The 20,455-nt window shown below is 70.9% G+C and carries 15 protein-coding genes; 8 read left to right on the forward strand and 7 right to left on the reverse strand.

Annotated elements, in window-relative coordinates:
* Window positions 1–262: 262 nt before the first annotated feature.
* The 4 genes from QC818_RS17985 to QC818_RS18000 form a co-directional block, all read right to left on the reverse strand.
* Window positions 263–2,305 carry a PPC domain-containing protein gene (locus tag QC818_RS17985; protein ID WP_309654248.1) on the reverse strand — a complete coding sequence of 681 codons (2,043 nt, stop codon included), beginning with the start codon at window positions 2,303–2,305 and terminating at the stop codon, window positions 263–265.
* Between the two features lie 90 nt (window positions 2,306–2,395).
* On the reverse strand, window positions 2,396–3,052 hold the full coding sequence (locus tag QC818_RS17990) for a LutC/YkgG family protein (protein ID WP_309654249.1): 657 nt from the start codon (window positions 3,050–3,052) through the stop codon (window positions 2,396–2,398).
* Window positions 3,049–4,476: a LutB/LldF family L-lactate oxidation iron-sulfur protein gene (locus QC818_RS17995; RefSeq protein ID WP_309654250.1), complete on the reverse strand. Its 1,428-nt coding sequence runs from the start codon at window positions 4,474–4,476 to the stop codon at window positions 3,049–3,051. The genes QC818_RS17990 and QC818_RS17995 overlap by 4 nt, the downstream gene beginning before the upstream one ends.
* Entirely contained in the window at window positions 4,473–5,228 is a 756-nt protein-coding gene (locus tag QC818_RS18000; RefSeq protein ID WP_309654251.1) for a (Fe-S)-binding protein, read from the reverse strand. The genes QC818_RS17995 and QC818_RS18000 overlap by 4 nt, the downstream gene beginning before the upstream one ends.
* Before the next feature lie 307 nt (window positions 5,229–5,535).
* Between QC818_RS18000 and QC818_RS18005 the strand changes: the two genes are divergently transcribed.
* The 3 genes from QC818_RS18005 to QC818_RS18015 are packed head-to-tail and all read left to right on the forward strand — an operon-like array spanning window position 5,536 to window position 9,613.
* A complete protein-coding gene (locus QC818_RS18005; protein WP_309654252.1) occupies window positions 5,536–6,309 on the forward strand; it encodes a GntR family transcriptional regulator in 774 nt (257 codons plus the stop codon).
* Between the two features lie 3 nt (window positions 6,310–6,312).
* Window positions 6,313–8,238: a sensor histidine kinase gene (locus QC818_RS18010; protein ID WP_309654253.1), complete on the forward strand. Its 1,926-nt coding sequence runs from the start codon at window positions 6,313–6,315 to the stop codon at window positions 8,236–8,238.
* Window positions 8,231–9,613: a sigma-54-dependent transcriptional regulator gene (locus QC818_RS18015; protein WP_309654254.1), complete on the forward strand. Its 1,383-nt coding sequence runs from the start codon at window positions 8,231–8,233 to the stop codon at window positions 9,611–9,613. Before QC818_RS18010 ends, QC818_RS18015 begins: the two co-directional genes overlap by 8 nt.
* On the opposite strand, the gene QC818_RS18020 is transcribed toward QC818_RS18015, so the two are convergent.
* The 3 genes from QC818_RS18020 to QC818_RS18030 form a co-directional block, all read right to left on the reverse strand.
* Window positions 9,589–10,260 carry a metal-dependent hydrolase gene (locus QC818_RS18020; protein ID WP_309654255.1) on the reverse strand — a complete coding sequence of 224 codons (672 nt, stop codon included), beginning with the start codon at window positions 10,258–10,260 and terminating at the stop codon, window positions 9,589–9,591. The two genes, QC818_RS18015 and QC818_RS18020, sit on opposite strands and share 25 nt — an antisense overlap.
* Before the next feature lie 340 nt (window positions 10,261–10,600).
* Entirely contained in the window at window positions 10,601–11,149 is a 549-nt protein-coding gene (locus tag QC818_RS18025) for a gamma carbonic anhydrase family protein (protein ID WP_309654256.1), read from the reverse strand.
* A gap of 16 nt (window positions 11,150–11,165) precedes the next feature.
* Window positions 11,166–12,506, reverse strand: a complete 1,341-nt coding sequence (locus QC818_RS18030) for a sodium-dependent transporter (RefSeq protein WP_309654257.1) — start codon at window positions 12,504–12,506, stop codon at window positions 11,166–11,168.
* Window positions 12,507–12,616: 110 nt separating this feature from the next.
* Here QC818_RS18030 and prlC point away from each other — a divergent pair, with 110 nt between their 5' ends.
* The 5 genes from prlC (at window position 12,617) to QC818_RS18055 (ending at window position 20,255) form a co-directional block, all read left to right on the forward strand.
* On the forward strand, window positions 12,617–14,665 hold the full coding sequence (gene prlC / locus QC818_RS18035) for an oligopeptidase A (protein WP_309654258.1): 2,049 nt from the start codon (window positions 12,617–12,619) through the stop codon (window positions 14,663–14,665).
* Window positions 14,666–14,828: 163 nt separating this feature from the next.
* A complete protein-coding gene (locus tag QC818_RS18040; RefSeq protein WP_309654259.1) occupies window positions 14,829–15,071 on the forward strand; it encodes a YheV family putative zinc ribbon protein in 243 nt (80 codons plus the stop codon).
* Window position 15,072: 1 nt separating this feature from the next.
* On the forward strand, window positions 15,073–16,785 hold the full coding sequence (locus tag QC818_RS18045; RefSeq protein ID WP_309654260.1) for a Na/Pi cotransporter family protein: 1,713 nt from the start codon (window positions 15,073–15,075) through the stop codon (window positions 16,783–16,785).
* Between the two features lie 232 nt (window positions 16,786–17,017).
* Window positions 17,018–17,995 (forward strand): TAXI family TRAP transporter solute-binding subunit, encoded by a 978-nt coding sequence (locus QC818_RS18050; RefSeq protein ID WP_309654261.1) that lies wholly within the window; start codon window positions 17,018–17,020, stop codon window positions 17,993–17,995.
* 82 nt (window positions 17,996–18,077) lie between these two features.
* Window positions 18,078–20,255, forward strand: coding sequence for a TRAP transporter permease (locus tag QC818_RS18055; RefSeq protein ID WP_309654262.1), 2,178 nt, complete (start codon window positions 18,078–18,080; stop codon window positions 20,253–20,255).
* Window positions 20,256–20,455: the final 200 nt, after the last annotated feature.

Consider the following 20,455-nt stretch of genomic DNA (forward strand, 5'->3'; position numbering starts at 1 on the left):
ACCTTCGAAAAACCTCAAGCAAAACAAGCGCTTCTGCCACTCATCACCGCCTGCAACGTTGCCCGTCGCCGGCAGCGGATGCGTACTTTACGGATTCTCCCGGACGCACGCAAGGACTTTGCGAAAAGATTTTCCTCGCCCCCGGCGCGCGTCATCCACAGCCGCTTTCGTCGCGCACCGGGTGTGGACAAGTCGTTCGGCAAGCGAAGACGACGACGCTCGGGCGAGGCGGGCGCCTCCCGGAAGGAGGCGCCCGGCGTCATCACTCGCCGATGGACAGGCGCACCATGCCGGTGCTGCTGCCGAAGGCGCTGACCTCGATGTCGTAGCTGCCGGGCTCGAGGCGGCGACGGATCCGCGAACCGAGCCCCAGGTCGCCGGCATCGTCGTTCTGGGCGCTGACCCCGGCCCCCGACAGGCGCAGGACCGTGTCCACCGCGCTCGAGGTGCTCTCGATCACCACGTCACGGGCGGTCTCGAGATCCAGCCGGTAGTTCAGGCTGCCGACGGTGGAGAGCTGCCCGTAGACCGTCTCGCCGAGGGCCACCTCGCCCCCATCGACAATGCGCCCCTCGAAGGCGCTCGCCTCGGCCCGCAGGCTGTAGGGGCCGGTGCCGCTGTAGCTCTCCACTTCCACCACATACTCGCCGGGCTCCAGCACGGTGGTGATCAGGGAGTTGCGATTGCCGCCGCCGTCGTCGTCACGCCGATCGACGCCGTTGCCGTGGAGCCTGAGCACCGGATCGAAGGCACCGGAGTCCAGGGCGAGCTCGACCTCGCTGGTCTCCTCGACCTCGAAGCGATAGGCATTGCGCCCCATGCCCAGCTGGCCACGCAGGCTCTCACCCGGCGTCAGCTCGCCGTCGTTGCGGAACTCGCCATCGAAGGCCCGCGCCTCGGTCCGCAGGTTGTAGAGGCCGGTGCCGCTGTAGCTCTCCACCGCCACCACATACTCGCCGGGCTCCAGCACGGTGGTGATCAGGGAGTTGCGATTGCCGCCGCCGTCGTCGTCACTCAGCTCGATGCCGTTGCCGTGGAGCCTGAGCATCGGATCGAAGGCACCGGAGTCCAGGGCGAGCTCGACCTCGCTGGTCTCCTCGACCTCGAAGCGATAGGCGTTAGTCCCCGCCATGCCCAGGGTGCCACGCAGGCTCTCGCCCAGCGTGAGCTCACCGTCGTTGCGAAACTCGCCGTCGAAGGCACTGCGGGAGACATCCAGCGCGTACTCGCCGACCCCTGCGCCATAGCTGCTCACCTCGACGCGATATTCGCCGGGCATGAACACGCTCTGCAGCCGCGAGTCGGTGCCACTGCCGCCGTCGTCGTCGGACAGCTCGCTGCCCGGGCCACTGACCCGCAGCAGGGTATCGAAGGCCGAGGAGCGCAGCGACAGGGTCACGCTGGTGGGCTCGTCGATGTCCAGGCGATAGACGTTGGGAGAGCCGGCCTCGAGCCGGCCACTGATGTGGTCGCCGTCGCGCAGCGGACCGGCGTTGCGCCAGCCGTCCGACAGGTCATGCTGTTCGGCCTGCAGGCGGAAGGCGCCGGCGGTACTCAGCAGGTCGTGCTGGCAACGCTCGGCCACGTCCGCGGCCGGCGACTCGCCCCGCTCGACCTGCACGCGATAGTCGCCGGCCTCCAGGTAGGCCTCCAGGCGCAGTTCGCCGTCCGCGCAGGAGCGCGCCTGGCGCGTCTCGTCCTCGCCGACCAGGCGCATGGCCAGGTCGGGATTGCCGGACAGCGACAGATCCACCCGGGCCGGGGCGTCCAGGGTCAGCGGGTACTCGCTCCGCCCGTCCTCCAGCCGGCCGACCAGGGGCTGGCCGGCGTCCAGCGCCTCCGCCGACGACGCCGGGGCCGGCGTCAGGCGGTAGGGGCCGAAGGCGCCGCCGTCCTGGCCATTGACCACCACCAGGGTGCAGGCCTCGGACCGGGGCGAGGCCAGCAGCGTCGCCGGCTCGCCGTCGGGAGACCCCGAGGCGCTGCCCAGCCAGCGGCCCTGCTCGTCGAAGGCCGACAGCCGGGCGGCGAAGGGGGTGTCGAGCACGTAGCGAACCGCCACGTCCTCCGTGGTGCCGCACAGCCAGTGGGCGGCATGGCGGGTGCCGTCGTTGAGGTTGACGTCACTGGACGAGGTGAGCTCGCCGGCGATCTCGCTGCCGAGATCGGCCTCGGGGGCCGAGACGAAGCGCTGCTCCTCGTCGACGCAGCCGGCCAGGAAGGCCAGGCCGGCCACGCCGATCAGCAGGCGGCGGGGGTGCAGGACCGGCTGGCCGGTCGCGTTACGATGTCCTTGAGTTGCCACTCGATGTCTCCCTACAGATGGTTCCTTCCGTCGCCACCGGGCGACGGGGCAGGGGCACTATAGCGAAAAACATCGCATCACGGGATGGGCTCAGGGGTGACGCACCAGCACGATCAGCTCGCGAGGGCCGTGCACGCCGTAGGCGAGGGTCTGCTCGATGTCGGCCGTCTTGCTGGGCCCGGAGATCATCAGCGCATTGGTGGGCATGCCCGCGGCCCAGTCGTGTCGCTCCATGACATCGAAGAGGGTGTCCTCGATGGCCTCGGCGTCGAGCACGGCGATATGGATCGGCGGGACCAGGCTGAGCTGACGGGGCTCGTCGGCGGTCGGCCACAGCCAGAGGCTGCCGGTTTCGGCGATCCCCCCGCCGGTCGAGGTCAGCCCGGCCTCTACCCGATCGAACAGCTCCCGGCGCCAGGTCGCGATGTCGCGATCGGCGTCCACCAGTTCCACCTCGCCATCCGCCAGGGCGCCGCGCGCCTCGGCCGGTACCGGATGCGCGCGCCCCAGGGCCAACCGGCGCACGCCCTTGTCCCGCAGCACCCGGGCGAGGTGCTCGGTCCAGTCGGCGCGGCTGGCATGGATCACCTCGCCATGCACCGAGGCGATCCAGCGCTCGAAGCGCATCAGGCGCTCCTCGGCGTCCCAGCCGCGGCCGGTGACCACGGAGAAATCGCTCTCCGGCGCCGACAGGGCGCCGTCGGCCCGCTCGCGCAGGCGCTGCAGGATGCGGTCTCGAACACTCATGCGTCCTTCTCCTCGGATCGGCGCTGCCGGAGCAGGGCATGCAGAGTCGTCTTCGCCGGGCGGGGGGCGACGCGATACTCGGTCCAGGCCCCCAGCCGCGACGGCGTCAGGGCACGCAGCTTGCCGGCCAGGGCCGTGCCGCCTCGCCAGGCGCCGGGGTGGGTGGCCAGCCACTGCCAGCTTTTCCAGGCGGCCAGCTCGGTGCGCGAGCGCTTGGTGCCGGCACCCCGCACGTTGCCCCGCCCCTCGCCCACGGCCTCGCGGCGCAGCCGCACCAGCAGGTCGGGGATCGGGATCTTCACCGGGCAGACCTCGCCGCAGGCGCCGCACAGGCTGGAGGCGGTGGGCAGGTCCTGGGTGTCCTCGAGCCCCATCAGGTGCGGCGAGAGGATGCTGCCGATGGGCCCGGGATAGGTGGTGCCGTAGGTATGGCCGCCGACGCGGGTATAGACCGGGCAGTGGTTCATGCAGGCCCCGCAGCGTATGCAGCGCAGGGTGTCGAGCAGCTCGTCGTCCTGGTAGATACTGGAGCGCCCGTTGTCCACCAGCACCAGGTGTACCTCCTCGGGCCCGTCGTGCTCCTCCGGCCGGCGGGGGCCCGAGATCATATTGAGGTAGGTGGTGGCATGCTGGCCGGTGGCCGAGCGAGTCAGCAGCGAGTAGAGGGGCGCCACGTCGCGCAGGTGCTCGACCACCTTCTCGATGCCGGTCACGGCGATATGCACCGGCGGCACTGTGGTGGTCATGCGCCCGTTGCCCTCGTTCTCCACCAGGCAGAGGGTGCCGGTCTCGGCGACGGCGAAGTTCACCCCCGAGATGCCCACATCGGCAGCCATGAAGCGCTCGCGAAGCTGAGCCCGGGCCGCCGCGGTCATGGCGTCCACGTCCCGGGTGCGCTCGATGCCGGTTTTGTCGTGCATGACATCGGCGATCTCGTCGGTGTTGAGGTGGATCGCCGGCATGATGATGTGCGAGGGCGTCTGCTCGTTGAGCTGCACCAGGTACTCGCCCAGGTCCGACTCCAGTGCCTGGATGCCCGCGTCCTCGAGATGGGCGTTGAGGTGCATCTCCTCGGTGACCATGGACTTGCCCTTGATCACCGACCGCGCCCCGCGCGCCTCGCACAGCTCGCGGATCAGCCGACAGGCATGCTCGCCGTCCTCGGCCCAGTGCACCCGGATGCCGTTGGCCTCGCAGCGCGCCTCCAGGCGTTCCAGCAGGTCCGGCAGCCCGGCCAGGGCGCGCAGCCGGATGTTGGCGCCGAGCTCGCGCAGGGTCTCCAGGTCCCAGTCGCCGAAGCTGTCGCGCCGCTTGGCCATCAGCCCGTCCATGGCGCTGCGGAAGTTGGCGCGGATCTGCGGATTCTCCAGGGCCTCGTGGGCCTGGCGATGAAAGTCGCGCGGGGTGAAGGTCTGCACCGTCATGAGGTCCTCCGCCACAGGTAGCTGGCGATATGCTCGCCCTTGACCGCCGAGCCCCGCTGCTCGAGGCGCCCCGCGATGTTCATCAGGCAGCCGCAGTCGGAGGTCACCAGGTGCTCGGCGCCGGCCGCCTCGATGGCCCGCGTCTTGTCCTCGACCATGGCGGCGGAGACCTCGGGGTGGCGGACCGCGAAGGTGCCGCCGAAACCGCAACACTCCGTCGCCCGCGCCTGCTCCACCAGCTCCACGCCCGCGAGACGGCTCAGCAGGGCGGGACCGGTGTCGGCCAGGCCCATCTCGCGGCGGGCGCTGCAGGAGGTGTGCATGGCCACCTTCTCGGCGCGCCCCCCGTCATCCAGCCGCAGGTGGCAGACGTGCACCAGGAACTCGGTGAGCTCGAAGACCCGGCCGGCCACCTCCCGGGCTCGGTCCTCCCGCTCGGTGCCCGCGAAGAGGTCGGGGTAGTGCACCCGCATCATGCCGCCGCAGGAGCCGGACGGCACGATGATCGGCCAGGGCTCGGGGAAGAGATCCAACTGAGCCTCGGCCACCGCGCGAGCCTCGTCCTGGTAGCCCGAGGTGTAGGCCGGCTGGCCGCAGCAGGTCTGGTCCTCGGGGAAGATCACCTCGATGCCCTCCCGCTCGAGCAGCCGGATGCCGTCGAGACCGGCCTCGGGATAGAAGATGTCGACCAGGCAGGTGCCGTAGAAGTACACCTTGTCGGGCTTGGCGGGATAGAGTCTGACGGGGGTCATGGACAGGTCCTCGACGCCGGGGGGCGAGTGACGAGGCGCCGGACGCCTCTCGGGCAATTGGTAAAACCAATTGACACCGCGATGTCATCGCACATTAGGGGGCGGGGCGAAGGCTGTCAAATTCCCGCGCCCCCAGGCGGCTAGACCTTGGTATAGGCCGCCAAGAGGTGGCTTGCAACTCGCTGATGCGGCGGAAAAAGCCGCCCCGGCCGGCGAGGCGCGAGGGGGCTTCCGATCCTCGATCATTGGTAATACCAATTGTGTCGCGTTACCATGGCCGGCAGTCCCCGGCCCAGGAAATCCCGTCATGTCCTATCACGCCCTGCGCCAGCCCCGCCTGGCCGATGTCATCACCGAGCGCCTGGAGGCGCTGATCCTCGAGGGCAGCCTCAAGCCCGGCCAGCGGCTGCCCCCGGAGCGCGAACTGGCCGAGCGCTTCGGCGTCTCGCGCCCCTCGCTGCGCGAGGCGATCCAGAAGCTCGCCGCCCGGGGCCTGCTGATCAGCCGCCAGGGCGGCGGCACCTACATCACCGAGGACCTGCACAGCGGCTACAGCGACCCGTTGCTGGAGATGCTGTCCCGGCACGGCGAGTTCCACCTCGACCTGCTGGAGTTCCGCGACGCCATGGAAGGGCTCTCCGCCTATTACGCCGCCCTGCGCGCCACGCCCACCGACAAGGCGGTGCTGCTGCAGCGCTTCGAAGAGCTCGAGGCCCGTTTCGCCGCCCGGGACCCGGTCGAGGAGGCCAAGGCGGATGCCGCCTTCCACCTGGCCATCGCCGAGGCCGCCCACAACGTCATGCTGCTGCACACCATTCGCGGCATCTTCCACCTGCTGGAGAAGAGCATCGTCGAGAACCTCGAGCACCTGTTCGGCAAGCCCGACGCCCGCGAGCGCCTGATGGCCCAGCACCGGGCCCTGCTCGACGCCATCCTCCAGGGCAAGGCCGAGGAGGCCCGCACCCGGGCCCACGACCACCTGGTCTACGTCGAGGAAGGGCTGCTCGAGGCGGCCCGGGCCGAGACCCGCGCCCAGCGCTCGCTGCGCCGCGCCCAGGCCATGCCCGCCCCGGACGCCTGAGCCATGCCCGGCACCGAAGCGCCGCGTCGTCGTCGCCTGCTGCGCGGGGGGCTGCTGGCCCTGGGCCTGGCCGGCCTGGCGCTGTGCATGTGGCAGACCGCCCAGGTCGCCCGCGAGCAGGCCCTCCAGGCGCTGCACGACGACGCCGAGAACGAGCTGCGCCTCTCGGCGGCGGGCCTGACCGGCCACCTGTCGCGCCATGACTACCTCCCGGAACTGCTCGCCTCCCGGGAGGCGGTCAAGCGCTTCCTGACCGCCCCCCACCGGCAGGACCCGATGCCGCTCAACCGGCTGCTGGACCGCTTCCGGGCCACCGCCGACGTCTCCGATATCTACCTGCTGGACCGCCACGCCGACACCCTGGCGGCCAGCAACTGGCACCGGCCGGACACCTTCATCGGCCAGAACTACCGCTTCCGTCGCTACTACCAGGAGGCCATGCAGGGCCGGCAGGGCCGCTTCTTCGGCCTGGGCGTGCAGTCCCGGGAGCGCGGCTACTACTTCTCGGCCCCGGTGTGGCTGGACGACACGGCCCCGGACGCCCGCCCCGACGGGGTCATGGTGCTCAAGGTGCTGCTCGACGCCGTGGAGACCAGCTGGGCCGAGCAGGACGCCGAGCTGCTGGTCACAGATCGCGACGCCATCGTCTTCATGGCCAGCCGCCCCGAGCTGCGGCTGACGGCCCTGGCGCCGCTCAGCGAGGCCCAGCGCCGGGCCCTGCATGCCTCGCGGCGCTATGCCGACGAGCCGCTGCCGCCCACCGGCATCCGCGAGCTCGAGCGCCTGGGGCCGCGCAGCCGGCTGGTGGCCTTCGACGACGGCCCGCTGGCCGGCCGCCACTACCTGAGCCTGCGCCGCCCGATGCCGGCCTTCGACTGGCAGATGCATATCCTCAAGCCGCTGACCCCGGTGATCGACGCCCAGTGGCTGGCGGCCCTGCTGGCCGGAGGTCTCTACGGCCTGGTGGCGCTGGGCGGCGGCGTCGGCTGGCAGCGTCACCGGCTGCGTCGCGAGCGCGAGCGCTTCGCCGAGCGCGAGCGCCACACCCTGGCCCGGGCCCGGGACGAGCTGGAGCGTCACGTCGAGGCGCGCACCCGGGACCTGACGGCCACCAATCGGCGGCTGTCCGACGAAATCGAGGAGCGTCGCCGGGCCGAGGCCAGCCTGCGCGAGACCCGCGACGAGCTGGTCCAGGCCGCCAAGCTGGCGGTCCTCGGCCAGCTGGCCGCCGGCATCAACCACGAGCTCAACCAGCCCCTGGCGGCGATCCGCGCCTACGCCGAGAACGCCCGCGCCTTCATCGCCCGCAGCCGCGCCGAGGCCGCCGACGCCAACCTGGGGCAGATCGTCGAGCTGACCGAGCGCATGGCCGAGATCAGCGCCCAGCTGCGCCAGTTCTCGCGCAAGAGCGGCGACAGCCTCACGGCGGTCTCGGTGCCGGCCTGCTTCGACTATGCCCTGCGCCTCTTCCAGGCGCGCCTGGGCGAGGGAGCCGTCGAGGTGATCCGCGACTGGCCCGCCGCCGAGACCTGGGTCCGCGCCGACCCGGTGCGCCTCGAGCAGGTGCTGGTCAACCTGATCGGCAACTCCCTGCAGGCCATGGGCGACGTCCCCTCCCCGCGGCTGACGCTGACCATCGCCCCGGAGGAGGAGCGGGTGCGCATCGCCGTGACCGACACCGGGCCCGGCATCGCCGAGGACCAGCTGACGCGGATCTTCGAGCCCTTCTTCACCACCAAGTCCACCGGCAGCGGCCTGGGCCTGGGGCTGTCGATCTCGGCGCGCATCATCGACGACCTGGGCGGCCGGCTCGAGGCCACCAACGCGCCCGAGGGTGGCGCCCGCTTCACCATCGTCCTGCCCCGGGCCGAGGGCCCGGAGGCCCCGCCCCGCCATTCGCACCACGAGGAGCCGTCCCGACATGCATGACGCCCCGGCCACCCCGGTGATGATCATCGACGACGAGGCCCACCTGCGCATCACCGCCGGCCAGACCCTGGAGCTGGCCGGCTATGCCCCCCAGGCCTACGAGAGCGCCGAGGCCGCCCTGGCGGCGCTGGAGCCGGACTTCCCCGGCGTGCTGGTCAGCGATATCCGCATGCCCGGCATGGACGGCATGACGCTGCTGCGCGAGGTCCGGGCCCGCGACCCGGACCTGCCGGTGGTGCTGATCACCGGCCACGGCGACATCTCCACCGCCGTGGAGGCGATGCGCGACGGCGCCTGGGACTTCCTGGAGAAGCCCTTCGCCGGGGAGCGCCTGGTGGAGGTGGTCCGCCGCGGCATCGACAAGCGCCGGCTGAGCCTCGAGAACCGCGACCTCAAGGCCGAGCTGGAGGCCCAACAGTCGGCCCCGGGGCCCCGCCTGGTGGGACGCACCCCGGCCATCCAGCGGCTGGCCGCCATGGTCCAGCGCATCAGCCAGGTGGAAGCCGACGTGCTGCTGTTCGGCGAGACCGGCGCCGGCAAGGACCTGGTCGCCCGGGCCATCCACGAGCGCAGCGCCCGGGGCGGCAGGCCCTTCGTGGCCATCAACTGCGGCGCGGTGCCCGAGAGCACCATCGAGTCGGAGCTGTTCGGCCACGAGAAGGGCGCCTTCACCGGCGCGGTGGAGCGGCGCATCGGCAAGTTCGAGCACGCCCAGGGCGGCACGGTGTTCCTCGACGAGATCGAGTCCATGCCGCCGGCGCTGCAGGTCAAGCTGCTGCGGGTGCTGCAGGAGCGCAGCATCGAGCGGCTGGGCTCCAACCAGGCGGTGAGCCTGGACATCCGGGTCATCGCCGCCACCAAGGTCGACCTCAAGGCCGCCGCCGAGGCCGGCGACTTCCGCGAGGACCTCTACTACCGGCTCAACGTGGTGACCCTGCCGATCCCGCCGCTGCGCGAGCGCCGCGAGGACATCCCGCTGCTGTTCCAGCACTTCGCGGTGGTCGCCGCCAACCGCAGCGGCCTGGAGGCCCCGCCCCTGGACGCCGCCGGCACCTCGGCCCTGCTGGCCCACGACTGGCCGGGCAACGTGCGCGAGCTGCGCAACCTGGCGGAGCGCTATGTGCTGCTGGGCGTCACCTGCGACTACCGCCTGGACACCCTGCTGGCGGGCGTCGAGAACGAGGGCGGCGACCTGCCCCTGCCGCGCCAGGTGGAGCTGTTCGAGAAGAGCCTGATCAGCCAGGCCCTGGCCCGCCATCAGGGCCGGGTCAGCGAGGTCTGCGCGGCCCTGGACGTGCCCCGCAAGACCCTCTACGACAAGCTGCGCAAGCACGGCCTCAAGGCCGAGGACTACCGCCAGAGCGCCGAGCCCTGAGCCACCAGCTCGGCCAGCGGCCGCCAGGGGGGCAGCCAGGGCGAGAGGCTGGCGATCACCGCCAGCATGGCCAGGGAGTTGCCCGGCTCGCGCCAGTCGAAGGGCTTCAGGGCGGTGCCGAAGGAGCGCTTGAGGCGCGCGCCGGTGAGGTCGACGCTGTAGAGTTCGTCGAGCAGCAGGTGAATCACGAAGCCCAGCGTCAGCGCCGCGCCATGCGCCCAGGCGAGCCGGTCGGGGAGCATGAAGAGGCGATGGCCGAGGACGGTGACGGTCAGGCCGCACAGCACCGCGGCCAGCAGCGAGTGCCAGATGCCCCGGTGCACGGTGAAGCGCCCGAACAGCGCCCCGGCGAGGTAGCGCACGCCCAGGTAGATGCCGCCGCAGGCCACCAGCAGGGGGCCGGGCTCGAGGCGGCGCTGCAGCCACAGCGCCCCGGCCACCACGGCCGGGATCGCCAGCAGGTTGAAGATCAGACGGATCGCCCGGGAGCGGTCGGCGTCGATGTCGGGCAGGATGCCGCCGAAGGTCACCAGGGCCAGAACCGGCAGCCCCTCGGCCAGCCCCCACAGCCCGGCCTGCCAGCCGCCATGGGCGACCACCGCGCCCAGGGTCGCGGCCACGCCGAGGTGGGTTCGGAAGTCGGCCATGCCCGCGGCGCCTCGCTAACTGGATAAAACATCAGTTTAGCGCCCGACATGGCCAAGGAAAACAATCGATTGACGGTTTGGAACTTCTTTCCAAGCCCGAAGAGGGGATGAGCCTCTCCGGCGACACGTCCCGGAGTGCGGGACCATCGCGAGGGCGCTGTAGCCCCATCCTTGGGCGCTACTCTTCCCTGCGTCGCTATCGCGCCCTGCTCCGCTTGCAGGACCGGTGCTGGCCATCCATGGCCCGCCCGTTCGGCGAGGGGCCCTCCCCCATGGTCACAGGCCCCCCGCTTCACCTTGTCCCCGGCGCTCATCTCACCTGGCGTCTGGCAAGGAGGTCTCAGTCCCGGGCGGCCAGGTACTCGTCCTTGAGCTTCACGTAGTTGCCGGCGGTGTAGGGGAAGAAGGCCCGCTCCGAGTCCTTGATCGGCCGCAGCGCCCGGGCCGGATTGCCGGCATAGACGTGGCCGCCCTCCAGGCGCTTGCCCGGGGGCACCACGGCGCCGGCGGCGATGATCACCTCGTCCTCGACCACGGCGCCGTCCATGACGATGGCGCCCATGCCCACCAGGATGCGGCTGCCCAGGGTGGCGCCATGCAGGATGGCCTTGTGGCCGATGGTCACGTCATCGCCGACGCTCAGCGGAAAGCCGTCGGGGTTGAAGTCGCTGGCGTGGGTGATGTGCAGCACGCTGCCGTCCTGGACGCTCACCCGGTCGCCGATGCGGATGCGGTGCATGTCGCCGCGGATCACCGCCATCGGCCATACCGAGCAGTCGTCGCCCAGCACCACGTCGCCCAGCACCACGCAGCTCGGGTCGATATAGACCCGTTCGCCCAGTCGCGGGCGGGTCCCCTTCCAGGGCCGCAGCGTCGTCGTCTCGCTCATCGCCTACCTCCGGTGGTCAGATCAGTCCCGATGCCAATACTACCAGCGTCAGCGGGATCGACACCCAGCGCACCACGCCCCGCCAGATGCGGAAGCCGTTGGGCCCGGCGTCGAGGGCCCGCAGGGCCACCGGCTCGGGCATCACCCAGGCGGCGAACACCGCGATCAGCGCCCCGCCCACGGGCAGGAAGATCTCCGGCGGCACCGTGGTCACCAGCTCGAAGACGTTCATCCCGAACAGTACCTTGAACTCGGCCAGGGTCGAGAAGGACAGCACCGAGAGCAGGCCCACCAGCCATACGGTCACCCCGACCGCGGCGGCGGCCTGGCCGCGACCCAGCCCCCAGCCCTGGAGGGTGGCGACCATCGGCTCGGCCAGGTTGATCGACGAGGTCCAGGTGGCCAGCAGCAGCAGCAGGAAGAACAGCGATAGCCAGAAGGCGCCGAAGGGCAGGTCGGCGAAGGCCACCGGCAGGGTGACGAACATCAGCCCCGGCCCCTCGGCGGGATCCATGCCCTGGGCGAAGACCACCGAGAAGATCGCGATGCCGGCCAGCAGCGCCACGGTGATGTCGAGCACCGCCACCCCGGCGGCCGCCCGGGGCAGGCTCTGGTGGTCCGGCATGTAGGCGCCGTAGGCCATCAGCGCGCAGGCGCCCACCGCCAGGGTGAAGAAGGCGTGGCCCATGGCGGCGATCAACACCGTCGGCGTCACCGCCGACAGGTCCGGCGTGAACAGCCAGGTCAGGGTCGGCCCGAAGCCGCTGGTGGTGGCGGCATGGCCGGCCAGCACCAGCAGCAGCAGGTACAGCAGCGGCATCAGCAGGTTGTTGAGCCGCTCCAGGCCCTTGGTGACGCCGGCGGCGACCACCATCATGGTCATCGCCAGGAACAGGGTGTGGTTGAAGGTCATGCGCCCCGGGTCGGCGAGGAAGGCGTCGAAGCCGGCGCCGATCTCCGCCGCGCCCTTGCCCACGAAGTCGCCGTTGATCGCCGACACCAGGAACTCGATGGACCAGCCGGACACCACCGAGTAGAACGACAGGATGCAGAACACCGTGAAGGCGCCGAACAGGCCCAGCCACCGCCACTGGCGGCCATGGCCGGCCTGGGCGGCCAGGTGGCCCAGCGACTGCATGGGACTGCGCCGCCCGGCGCGGCCGATCAGGATCTCGGCCATCATCACCGGCAGCCCCAGCAGGGCCACGAAGGCCACATAGAGCAGCAGGAAGGCGGCGCCGCCGTTCTCGCCGGTGATATAGGGGAACCGCCAGATGTTGCCCAGCCCCACCGCGGCCCCGGTCACCGCCAGGATGAAGGCGCGGCGGCTGCTCCAGCGCTCCAGGGTCTCGTTCATCGCCTCGTCTCCGGCCTGTCGTTTGCAAAGGGCGCAAGCCTAGCACATTGAAACCCGCCCGGGCCGCCCGCATCTAAGCGGTGATTTCCCATTTTCGACCCGAGGTGTGCATGTCCACGAACCCGCTGCTCGACGCCCACGCGTTGCCGCCCTTCGCCGAGATCCAGCCCGAGCACGTGGTGCCGGCCATCGAGACCCTGCTGGCGGAGAACCGCGAGGCCATCGAGTCCCTGGTGGCCCGGGCCGAGCGCGAGACGCCCACCTGGGAGACCCTCGCCGCGCCCCTGGAGGCGCTGAACGACCGCCTGTCGCGGGCCTGGTCGCCGGTCTCGCACCTCAACGGCACCATGAACAACGAGGCCCTGCGCCAGGCCTACGAGACCAGCCTCGGCCTGCTCTCCGACTACAGCACCTGGCTGGGCCAGCACGAGGGGCTGTTCCGCGCCTGGCAGGCGCTCAAGGAGGGTCCGGCCTGGGACGCGCTCGACGAGGCCCAGCGCCGCACGGTGGACAACGCCCTGCGCGACTTCCGGCTGGCCGGCGTCGACCTGCCGCCCGAGCACAAGCGCCGCTACGGCGAGATCCAGGCCCGGCTGTCGAGCCTGGCCAACACCTTCTCCAACCAGCTGCTGGACGCCACCCAGGCCTGGCACCTGGACCTGCCCGACGCCGAGCGCCTGGCCGGCCTGCCGGACAGCGCCCTGGCCACGCTCCAGGCCAACGCCGAGGCCAAGGGGCAGTCGGGCTACCGCATCACCCTGGACTTCCCCAGCTTCCTGCCGGTGATGACCCACGCCGACGATCGCGAGCTGCGCCGCGAGGTCTACACCGCCTTCGTCACCCGCGCCTCCGAGACGGGCCCCAATGCCGGCGAGTTCGACAACGCCCCGGTGATGGAGGAGACCCTGGCGCTGCGCCGCGAGCTCGCCGAGCTGCTGGGCTTCGCCACCTATGCCGACTACTCCCTGGCCACCAAGATGGCCGAGTCGCCCGAGCAGGTCATCGGCTTCCTCGAGGACCTGGCCGCGCGCGCCGTACCCCAGGCCCGCGAGGAGTTCGCCGAGCTCGCCGCCTACGCCCGGGACGAACTGGGCCTGGCCGAGCTCGAGCCCTGGGACGTGGGCTACGCCAGCGAGAAGCTGCGCGAGGCGCGCTTCGCCATCTCCCAGGAGCAGCTGCGGCCCTACTTCCCGGCGCCCCGAGTGGTCGACGGCCTGTTCCAGGTGGTCGGGCGGCTGTACGGGGTCAGCTTCGAGGAAGACGAGGACGCGCCCCGCTACCACCCCGACGTGCGCTACTTCCGCATCCTCGACGACGGCGCGCCGATCGCCGGCTTCTACCTGGACCTCTATGCCCGGGAGGGCAAGCGCGGCGGGGCCTGGATGGACGAGTGCCGGGTGCGCCGCCGGGAGGCCGGCGAGCTGCAGCTGCCGGTGGCCTACCTGACCTGCAACTTCACCCGCCCGGTGGGCGACGCCCCGGCGCTGCTGACCCACGACGAGGTCACCACCCTGTTCCACGAGTTCGGCCACGGCCTGCACCACATGCTGACCCGCCAGACCGTCGCCGACATCTCCGGCATCAACGGCGTGGCCTGGGACGCCGTGGAGCTGCCCAGCCAGTTCATGGAGAACTACTGCTGGGAGCGCGAGGGCCTGGACCTGATCGCCGGCCACGTCGACACCGGCGAGCCGCTGCCCGACGAGCTGTTCGACAAGCTGCTGGCGGCCAAGAACTTCCAGTCCGCCATGGGCATGGTGCGCCAGCTGGAATTCTCGCTGTTCGACTTCCGCCTCCACCTGGAGGCCGAGGCGCCGTCCCGCGCCGACATCCAGGCGCTGCTCGACGAGGTGCGCGACGCCGTCTCGGTGGTGCCCAGGGCCGACTTCAACCGCTTCCAGAACGGCTTCGGCCACATCTTCGCCGGCGGCTACGCCGCGGGGTACTACAGCTACAAATGGGCCGAGGTGCTCTCGGCCGACGCCTGGAGCGCCTTCGAGGAGGCCGGTATCTTCGATCCCGAGACCGGGCGCCGTTTCCGCACCGAGATCCTCGAGCGCGGCGGTTCCCGGGACGCCGCGGAGCTGTTCCGCGCCTTCCGCGGCCGCGAGCCCAGCGTCGAGCCGCTGCTGCGCCACAGCGGCATCCGCGCCGCCTGAGCGGCCGGTGATCGCCGGGGGCCAACCGGCGCGCCCCGGCGCACGCCGCCATGCACCGCGGGACGGGCGCGAAGCCGCTGCGCCTTCCCCGCGGCATCCAGGTAGAATGGCAACGCATCGCGTTGTTGCCCGACGCCCCATTTCGCATCCGTCAGGAGGCCGCATGGCCACCCAGAAACGCTTTATCGCCGGCGCCATCTGCCCGCGCTGCGCCGAGATGGACCGGATCCGCAGCTGGGAGCAGCACGGCATTCGCTACCGCGAGTGCGTGAGCTGCGACTTCTTCGAGCAGCTGCCGATCGAGGACGAGGCGCCCCCCGAGCTCGAGACCCGGATCAATCGCGAGCCCCCGGAGCCGCAGGCCGACGACCTGCAGACCGTCAAGATCCTCGACCCCAAGGGCTGAGGTGCCCCGCCTCGCCTCGCCGCCCATGCCGTCCCGGGGCGCGCTCGAGGGCCTGGGGCTGGCGGCCGCGGCCGCCCTGCTGGCGGCCCGGCTCGACCTGGCGACCCTGGCCGCGGGCCTGGGGCTCTTCCTGTGGGGCATGTCCCACCTGGAGGACGCCATCAAGCGCCTCTCCGGCGGCACCCTCGACCGCTGGCTGCACGCCGCCACCCGCGGCCCGCTGCGCGCCATCGGCGTCGGCGCCCTGTCCACCGCCCTGGTCCAGTCCAGTTCCCTGATCACCCTGCTGGCGATGTCCTTCGTCGGCGCGGGGCTGGTGGCCCTGCCCGGAGCCATCGCGCTGATCTTCGGCGCCAACCTCGGCACCACCACCGGCGCCTGGCTGATCGCCGGACCGGGCCTCGAGGTCGATCTGGCCCGCTACGCCATGCCGCTTCTGGCCCTGGGACTGATCGGCGGGCGCCTGCTGCAGGGCAGCCGCGCCGGGGTGGCCGGGGTGCTGCTCGGCGTGGGGCTGCTGTTCCTGGGCATCGACTTCATGAAGCTGGGCTTCGAGAGCTGGCAGGACGGCCTGTCCCTGGATGGCCTGGCCGGCGAGCGCTTCTGGCACTGGCCGCTGTTCGTGCTGTTCGGCGTGGCCGCCACCGTGGTCATGCAGTCGAGCCACGCCACCCTGCTGATCATCCTCGCCGCCCTGGCCTCCGGCCAGCTGCCCTACCTGCCGGCGCTGGCCATCGCCATCGGCGCCAACGTCGGCACCACCGTGACCGCGCTGATGGGCGCGCTGGGCGCCGGCACCGCCGGACGCCGCCTGGCCGGCGCCCACCTGGTCTTCAACCTGGTCACCGCCTGCGTGGCCCTGGCCCTGCTGCTGCCGCTGGCCTCGCTGGTGGACGCCCTGGCCGGGCTGGTCGGGCTGGCGCCGGACGCCTGGACGCTCAAGCTGGCGCTCTTCCATACCCTGTTCAACGGCCTGGGGATCCTGCTGATGCTGCCCTGGATCCCGCGCCTGGCCTCGCGGCTGGAGCGCTGGCTGCCCGACCCGGTGCGCCGGGATCCGGCCCAGGCCCGCTACCTGGACGACACCGCCCTGGCCCACGCCGACACCGCGGTGACGGCCATGGCGCAGGAGGCCCGCCGACTGGAACGGCGGGCCTACCACCTGCTGTGCGCGGCCATCCTGATGCCCAGCGCCGAGGTGATCGGCCATCCCCCCGATCGGGCCGTGGCCCGGGCGCCCATCGCCCCCGACGACTGGCCCTCGGTCAACGCCCGCTACCACGAGCGCATCAAGCCGCTGCTGGCCGAGATCCTGGCCTTCCATGCGCGCATCGACGTGCCCCTGACCGAGGATCAGCGGCGACACCTGGCCGCCCTGAACGAGCACTGCCTGCGGCTGGTCGAGGCGGTACGCTTCGGCGAGGTGCTGCAACGCAGCCTGCTCCGCCATGCCGCCCCCGACAGCCCGCTGCGCGAGGCCCACGACGCGCTGCGCATGGCGGTGGCCGAGGGGCTCAACCGCCTGGCCAACGCCCCGGATACCCCGGGCATCGGCACGGCGCTGGAGGAGACCCGTCACCACTGGCAGCACGAGCTGGCCGAGCGGCTGCGCGCCCGGCGGCTCGACGCCTGGCCGGCCTCCTCGCTGATGAACGACTTCCACCAGGCCGGCCGCCTGCTGGCCGCCCTGGCGCCCGCGGAGGGCGCCGCCTGAGCCGACTGTGCGGTTTTCCGCACACCCTTGGCCCGACCCTGTGCGGCTTCCCGGAAGGAGGCGCCGACCGGCGCTTCGACCAAGGTCGAAGCGCATGACGCTAACTTACTGAATGCAAGCAACTTTTCAGAATATGGAACGCCCCTTGCTGCTAGGAAGGTGTCGCGAGACGGCCGGCCGGACAACCCGCCGGTCGGCCGACCACAACCATAACCGCAACGGGAGAAACGCCATGTCCACCACTACCCGGATCCTCACCGGCACCCTGGCCGCGTCCCTGCTGGTCGCCGGCGGCGCCCAGGCCGACCGCAGCGAGTGGCCCGAGAGCTTCACCGTCGGCACCGCCAGCCAGGGCGGCACCTACTTCGTCTACGGCTCCGGCTGGGCCAACCTGATCGCCGACGAGCTGGGCGTCTCCGGCGGCGGCGAGGTCACCGGCGGCCCCAACCAGAACCTGGCGCTGGTGCACACCGGCGACCTGGCCCTGGGCCTGACCACCATGGGCCCGGCCGCCGAGGCCGTGGCCGGCAACAGCCCGCTGGCCCCGGGCGTGAAGATGGATAACGTCTGCGCGCTCTTCCCGATGTACGAGACGCCCTTCTCCATCACCACCCTGGCCAGCAGCGGCATCGAGTCGATCGAGGACATCCCCGACGGCGCCACCATCGGCTTCGGCCCGGCGGCTTCCACCTCGGACACCTACTTCCCGCAGATCCTCGTGGAGCTGGGCGTGGACTTCGAGGGCCGCAACGGCGGCTGGAACGACCTGGGCGGCCAGCTGCAGGACGGCCTGATCGACGTCATCGCCTTCGCCGCGGGCATCCCGGTGCCGGCCGTCAGCCAGCTCGAGGTGCAGACCGACGTCAACATCATCGAGTTCACCGAGGCGCAGCAGCAGCAGGTCATCGACGCCTTCCCGGTCTCGGCCTTCCAGATCCCGGCCAGCACCTACCAGACCCTCGAGGAGGATGCCCGCGCCGTCTCCATGTGGAACTTCACCATCGCCGGCTGCGATCTGCCCGAAGACTTCGTCTACGAGATCACCAAGCTGAGCATGGAGAACAACGACAAGATGCGCGACATCCACCGCAGCGCCGCCTTCAGCGTGCCGGAGAACCTCGAGTACAACACCGTGCTGCCGTTCCACCCGGGCGCCGTGCGCTGGTACGAGGAAAACGGCTACGAGATTCCCGACGACCTGAAGCTGTAAGCCCTCGTCCGTCCCCCGATCCCGCGCCGCCCCGGCGCGGGGTCTGCCCTGCTCGTTCGTCCCTCACCCAAGGGTGACTCCCATGTCCCAGCACAACGATCCCCGTCCCGCCTCCGGTGACGACGATACCGTCGTCGTCCAGGGCGTCGACGACGAGGCCGTGGAATCCAATCGCCGCCTCTACTCGGGCTGGCAGTGGCTGCTGTTCGGCGCCCTGGCCGTGGCCTACACCAGCTTCCACCTGGTCTCGCTCAACCTCTATCCGATGGAGACCTGGTCGTTTCGCATCGTGCACATCTGCGGAGCGCTGATCCTCGGCTATGGCCTCTACGCCGGCACCCGCTTCGCCGACGACGGCCGCCAGGCCTCGCCGACCTGGCTGGCCTGGCTGAGCTACGCCCTGCTGATCCCGGCGGGCTATGCCCTGGTCCAGGTGTTCCTGATGCACCAGGCGATGAGCGACGGCGCCATGCGCATCGAGCCGCACATCGAGACCTTCCACTTCGGCTATCCGCTGATGCTGGCCACCGCCGCGGGCATCCTGCTGTCCTGGAGCTATCGCCAGTACCGGCATCGCCTGTCCCCGGCGGACCTGGTGCTGATGGTCTGCGCCCTGGCCAGCGCCGGCTACCTGCTGGTGATGTTCAACAGCCCGCTGCGCGCCTCCACCGGCACCCCCTTCGCGCCCATCGGCATCTCCTACGCGGCCATCGCCGGGGCGGCGCTGATCCTCGAGCTGACTCGCCGCGTCGCCGGCCTGGCGCTGGTGATCATCGCCGCGATATTCCTGATCTACGTGTTCGCCGGCCCCTACCTGCCGGGCTTCCTGGGCTATCCGGGCCTCTCGGTGGGGCGCTTCTTCAGCCAGGTCTACACCGACGCCGGCGTGCTCGGCCCGACCACCGCGGTGTCCTCGACCTACATCATCCTGTTCATCATCTTCGCCGCCTTCCTGCAGGCCTCCAAGGTCGGCGACTACTTCGTCAACTTCGCCTTCGCCGCCGCCGGCCGCGCCCGCGGGGGCCCCGCCAAGGTGTCGATCTTCGCCTCCGGGCTGATGGGCATGATCAACGGCACCAGCGCCGGCAACGTGGTGTCCACCGGCTCGTTGACCATCCCGTTGATGCGCAAGGTGGGTTATCCGGCTCGCAGCGCCGGGGCCATCGAGGCCGCCGCCTCCACCGGCGGGCAGATCATGCCGCCGATCATGGGCGCCGGCGCCTTCATCATGGCCGAGATCACCGGCATCCCCTACACCGAGATCGCCGTGGCGGCGCTGATCCCGGCGGTTCTCTACTTCCTGTCGATCTACTGCATGGTCGACTTCGAGGCGGCCCGCAAGGGCATGCGCGGCATGCGCAAGGACGAGATCCCGCTGTTCTCGAAGCTGGTCAAGCAGGTCTACCTGTTCGCCCCGATCGTCATCCTGATCGTGGCGCTGTTCATGGGCTACTCGGTGATCCGCGCCGGCACCCTGGCCACCGCCTCGGCCGCCGTGGTGAGCTGGCTGTCGCCCCACAAGATGGGCCTGCGCGCCATCCTCAAGGCCCTGCAACTGGCCGGCACCATGTCGATCCAGATCATCGCCGTGTGCGCCTGCGCCGGCCTGATCGTCGGCGTCATCGCCCTGACCGGGGTGGGCGCGCGCTTCTCCTCGCTGCTGCTGGGCCTGGCCGGGGTCAGCCAGCTGCTGGCACTGTTCTTCGCCATGTGCATCTCGATCCTGCTGGGCATGGGCATGCCGACCACCGCCGCCTATGCGGTGGCCGCCTCGGTGGTCGCCCCAGGCCTGATCGAGATCGGCATCCAGCCGCTGGTGGCGCACTTCTTCGTGTTCTACTTCGCGGTGGTCTCGGCGATCACCCCGCCGGTGGCCCTGGCCTCCTACGCGGCGGCGGGCATCTCCGGCGACAACGCCATGGGTACCTCGGTGGCCTCCTTCAAGATCGGCCTGGCCGCCTTCATCGTGCCCTTCATGTTCTTCTACAGCCCGGCGATGCTGATGGAAGGCTCCTGGCTGCAGATCCTGCGGGTCGGGGTGACCGCCACCCTGGGCATCGTGCTGCTGGCCGCCACCGTCCAGGCCTGGTTCTTCGGCCCGGTGAAGGCCTGGCAGCGGCTGGCGATGCTGATCGGCGCGCTGTGCATGATCTATGGCGGCGTCGTCACCGACGTGGCCGGCCTGGCCATCGGCGCCGCCCTGCTGCTGATGCAGCGCGGCCGCAACGGCGGCGGAGCCCAGTCGGTGACCTCTGGCTGAGCCACGACCGCCGAGGCGCCGACGCCGACCCAACGACAAGGGCCCCGCCAGTGGCGGGGCCCTTCCTGTTGCATCGCCTGGCCAGGGCTCAGGCGCGGATATTGTCCAGCACCTTGAGGGTCGGCTCGGCCTGGTTGAGGCCGGTACGGAGCGCAAGTGCAGCCGGGCTGCATGCCCGGCCGGCGGGGTTCAGGCGGAGA

It is taken from the genome of Halomonas koreensis, assembly GCF_031451675.1.
Classification (GTDB): Bacteria; Pseudomonadota; Gammaproteobacteria; order Pseudomonadales; family Halomonadaceae; genus Halomonas; species Halomonas koreensis.

Excerpts from the sequence above, each read along its gene's own strand:
- QC818_RS17990 (WP_309654249.1), bottom strand. The coding sequence starts at position 3,052 with ATGAGTGTTCGAGACCGCATCCTGCAGCGCCTGCGCGAGCGGGCCGAC.
- QC818_RS17995 (WP_309654250.1), bottom strand. The coding sequence starts at position 4,476 with ATGACGGTGCAGACCTTCACCCCGCGCGACTTTCATCGCCAGGCCCAC.
- QC818_RS18000 (WP_309654251.1), bottom strand. The coding sequence starts at position 5,228 with ATGACCCCCGTCAGACTCTATCCCGCCAAGCCCGACAAGGTGTACTTC.
- QC818_RS18005 (WP_309654252.1), top strand. The coding sequence starts at position 5,536 with ATGTCCTATCACGCCCTGCGCCAGCCCCGCCTGGCCGATGTCATCACC.
- QC818_RS18010 (WP_309654253.1), top strand. The coding sequence starts at position 6,313 with ATGCCCGGCACCGAAGCGCCGCGTCGTCGTCGCCTGCTGCGCGGGGGG.
- QC818_RS18015 (WP_309654254.1), top strand. The coding sequence starts at position 8,231 with ATGCATGACGCCCCGGCCACCCCGGTGATGATCATCGACGACGAGGCC.
- QC818_RS18020 (WP_309654255.1), bottom strand. The coding sequence starts at position 10,260 with ATGGCCGACTTCCGAACCCACCTCGGCGTGGCCGCGACCCTGGGCGCG.
- QC818_RS18025 (WP_309654256.1), bottom strand. The coding sequence starts at position 11,149 with ATGAGCGAGACGACGACGCTGCGGCCCTGGAAGGGGACCCGCCCGCGA.
- QC818_RS18030 (WP_309654257.1), bottom strand. The coding sequence starts at position 12,506 with ATGAACGAGACCCTGGAGCGCTGGAGCAGCCGCCGCGCCTTCATCCTG.
- prlC (WP_309654258.1), top strand. The coding sequence starts at position 12,617 with ATGTCCACGAACCCGCTGCTCGACGCCCACGCGTTGCCGCCCTTCGCC.
- QC818_RS18040 (WP_309654259.1), top strand. The coding sequence starts at position 14,829 with ATGGCCACCCAGAAACGCTTTATCGCCGGCGCCATCTGCCCGCGCTGC.
- QC818_RS18050 (WP_309654261.1), top strand. The coding sequence starts at position 17,018 with ATGTCCACCACTACCCGGATCCTCACCGGCACCCTGGCCGCGTCCCTG.
- QC818_RS18055 (WP_309654262.1), top strand. The coding sequence starts at position 18,078 with ATGTCCCAGCACAACGATCCCCGTCCCGCCTCCGGTGACGACGATACC.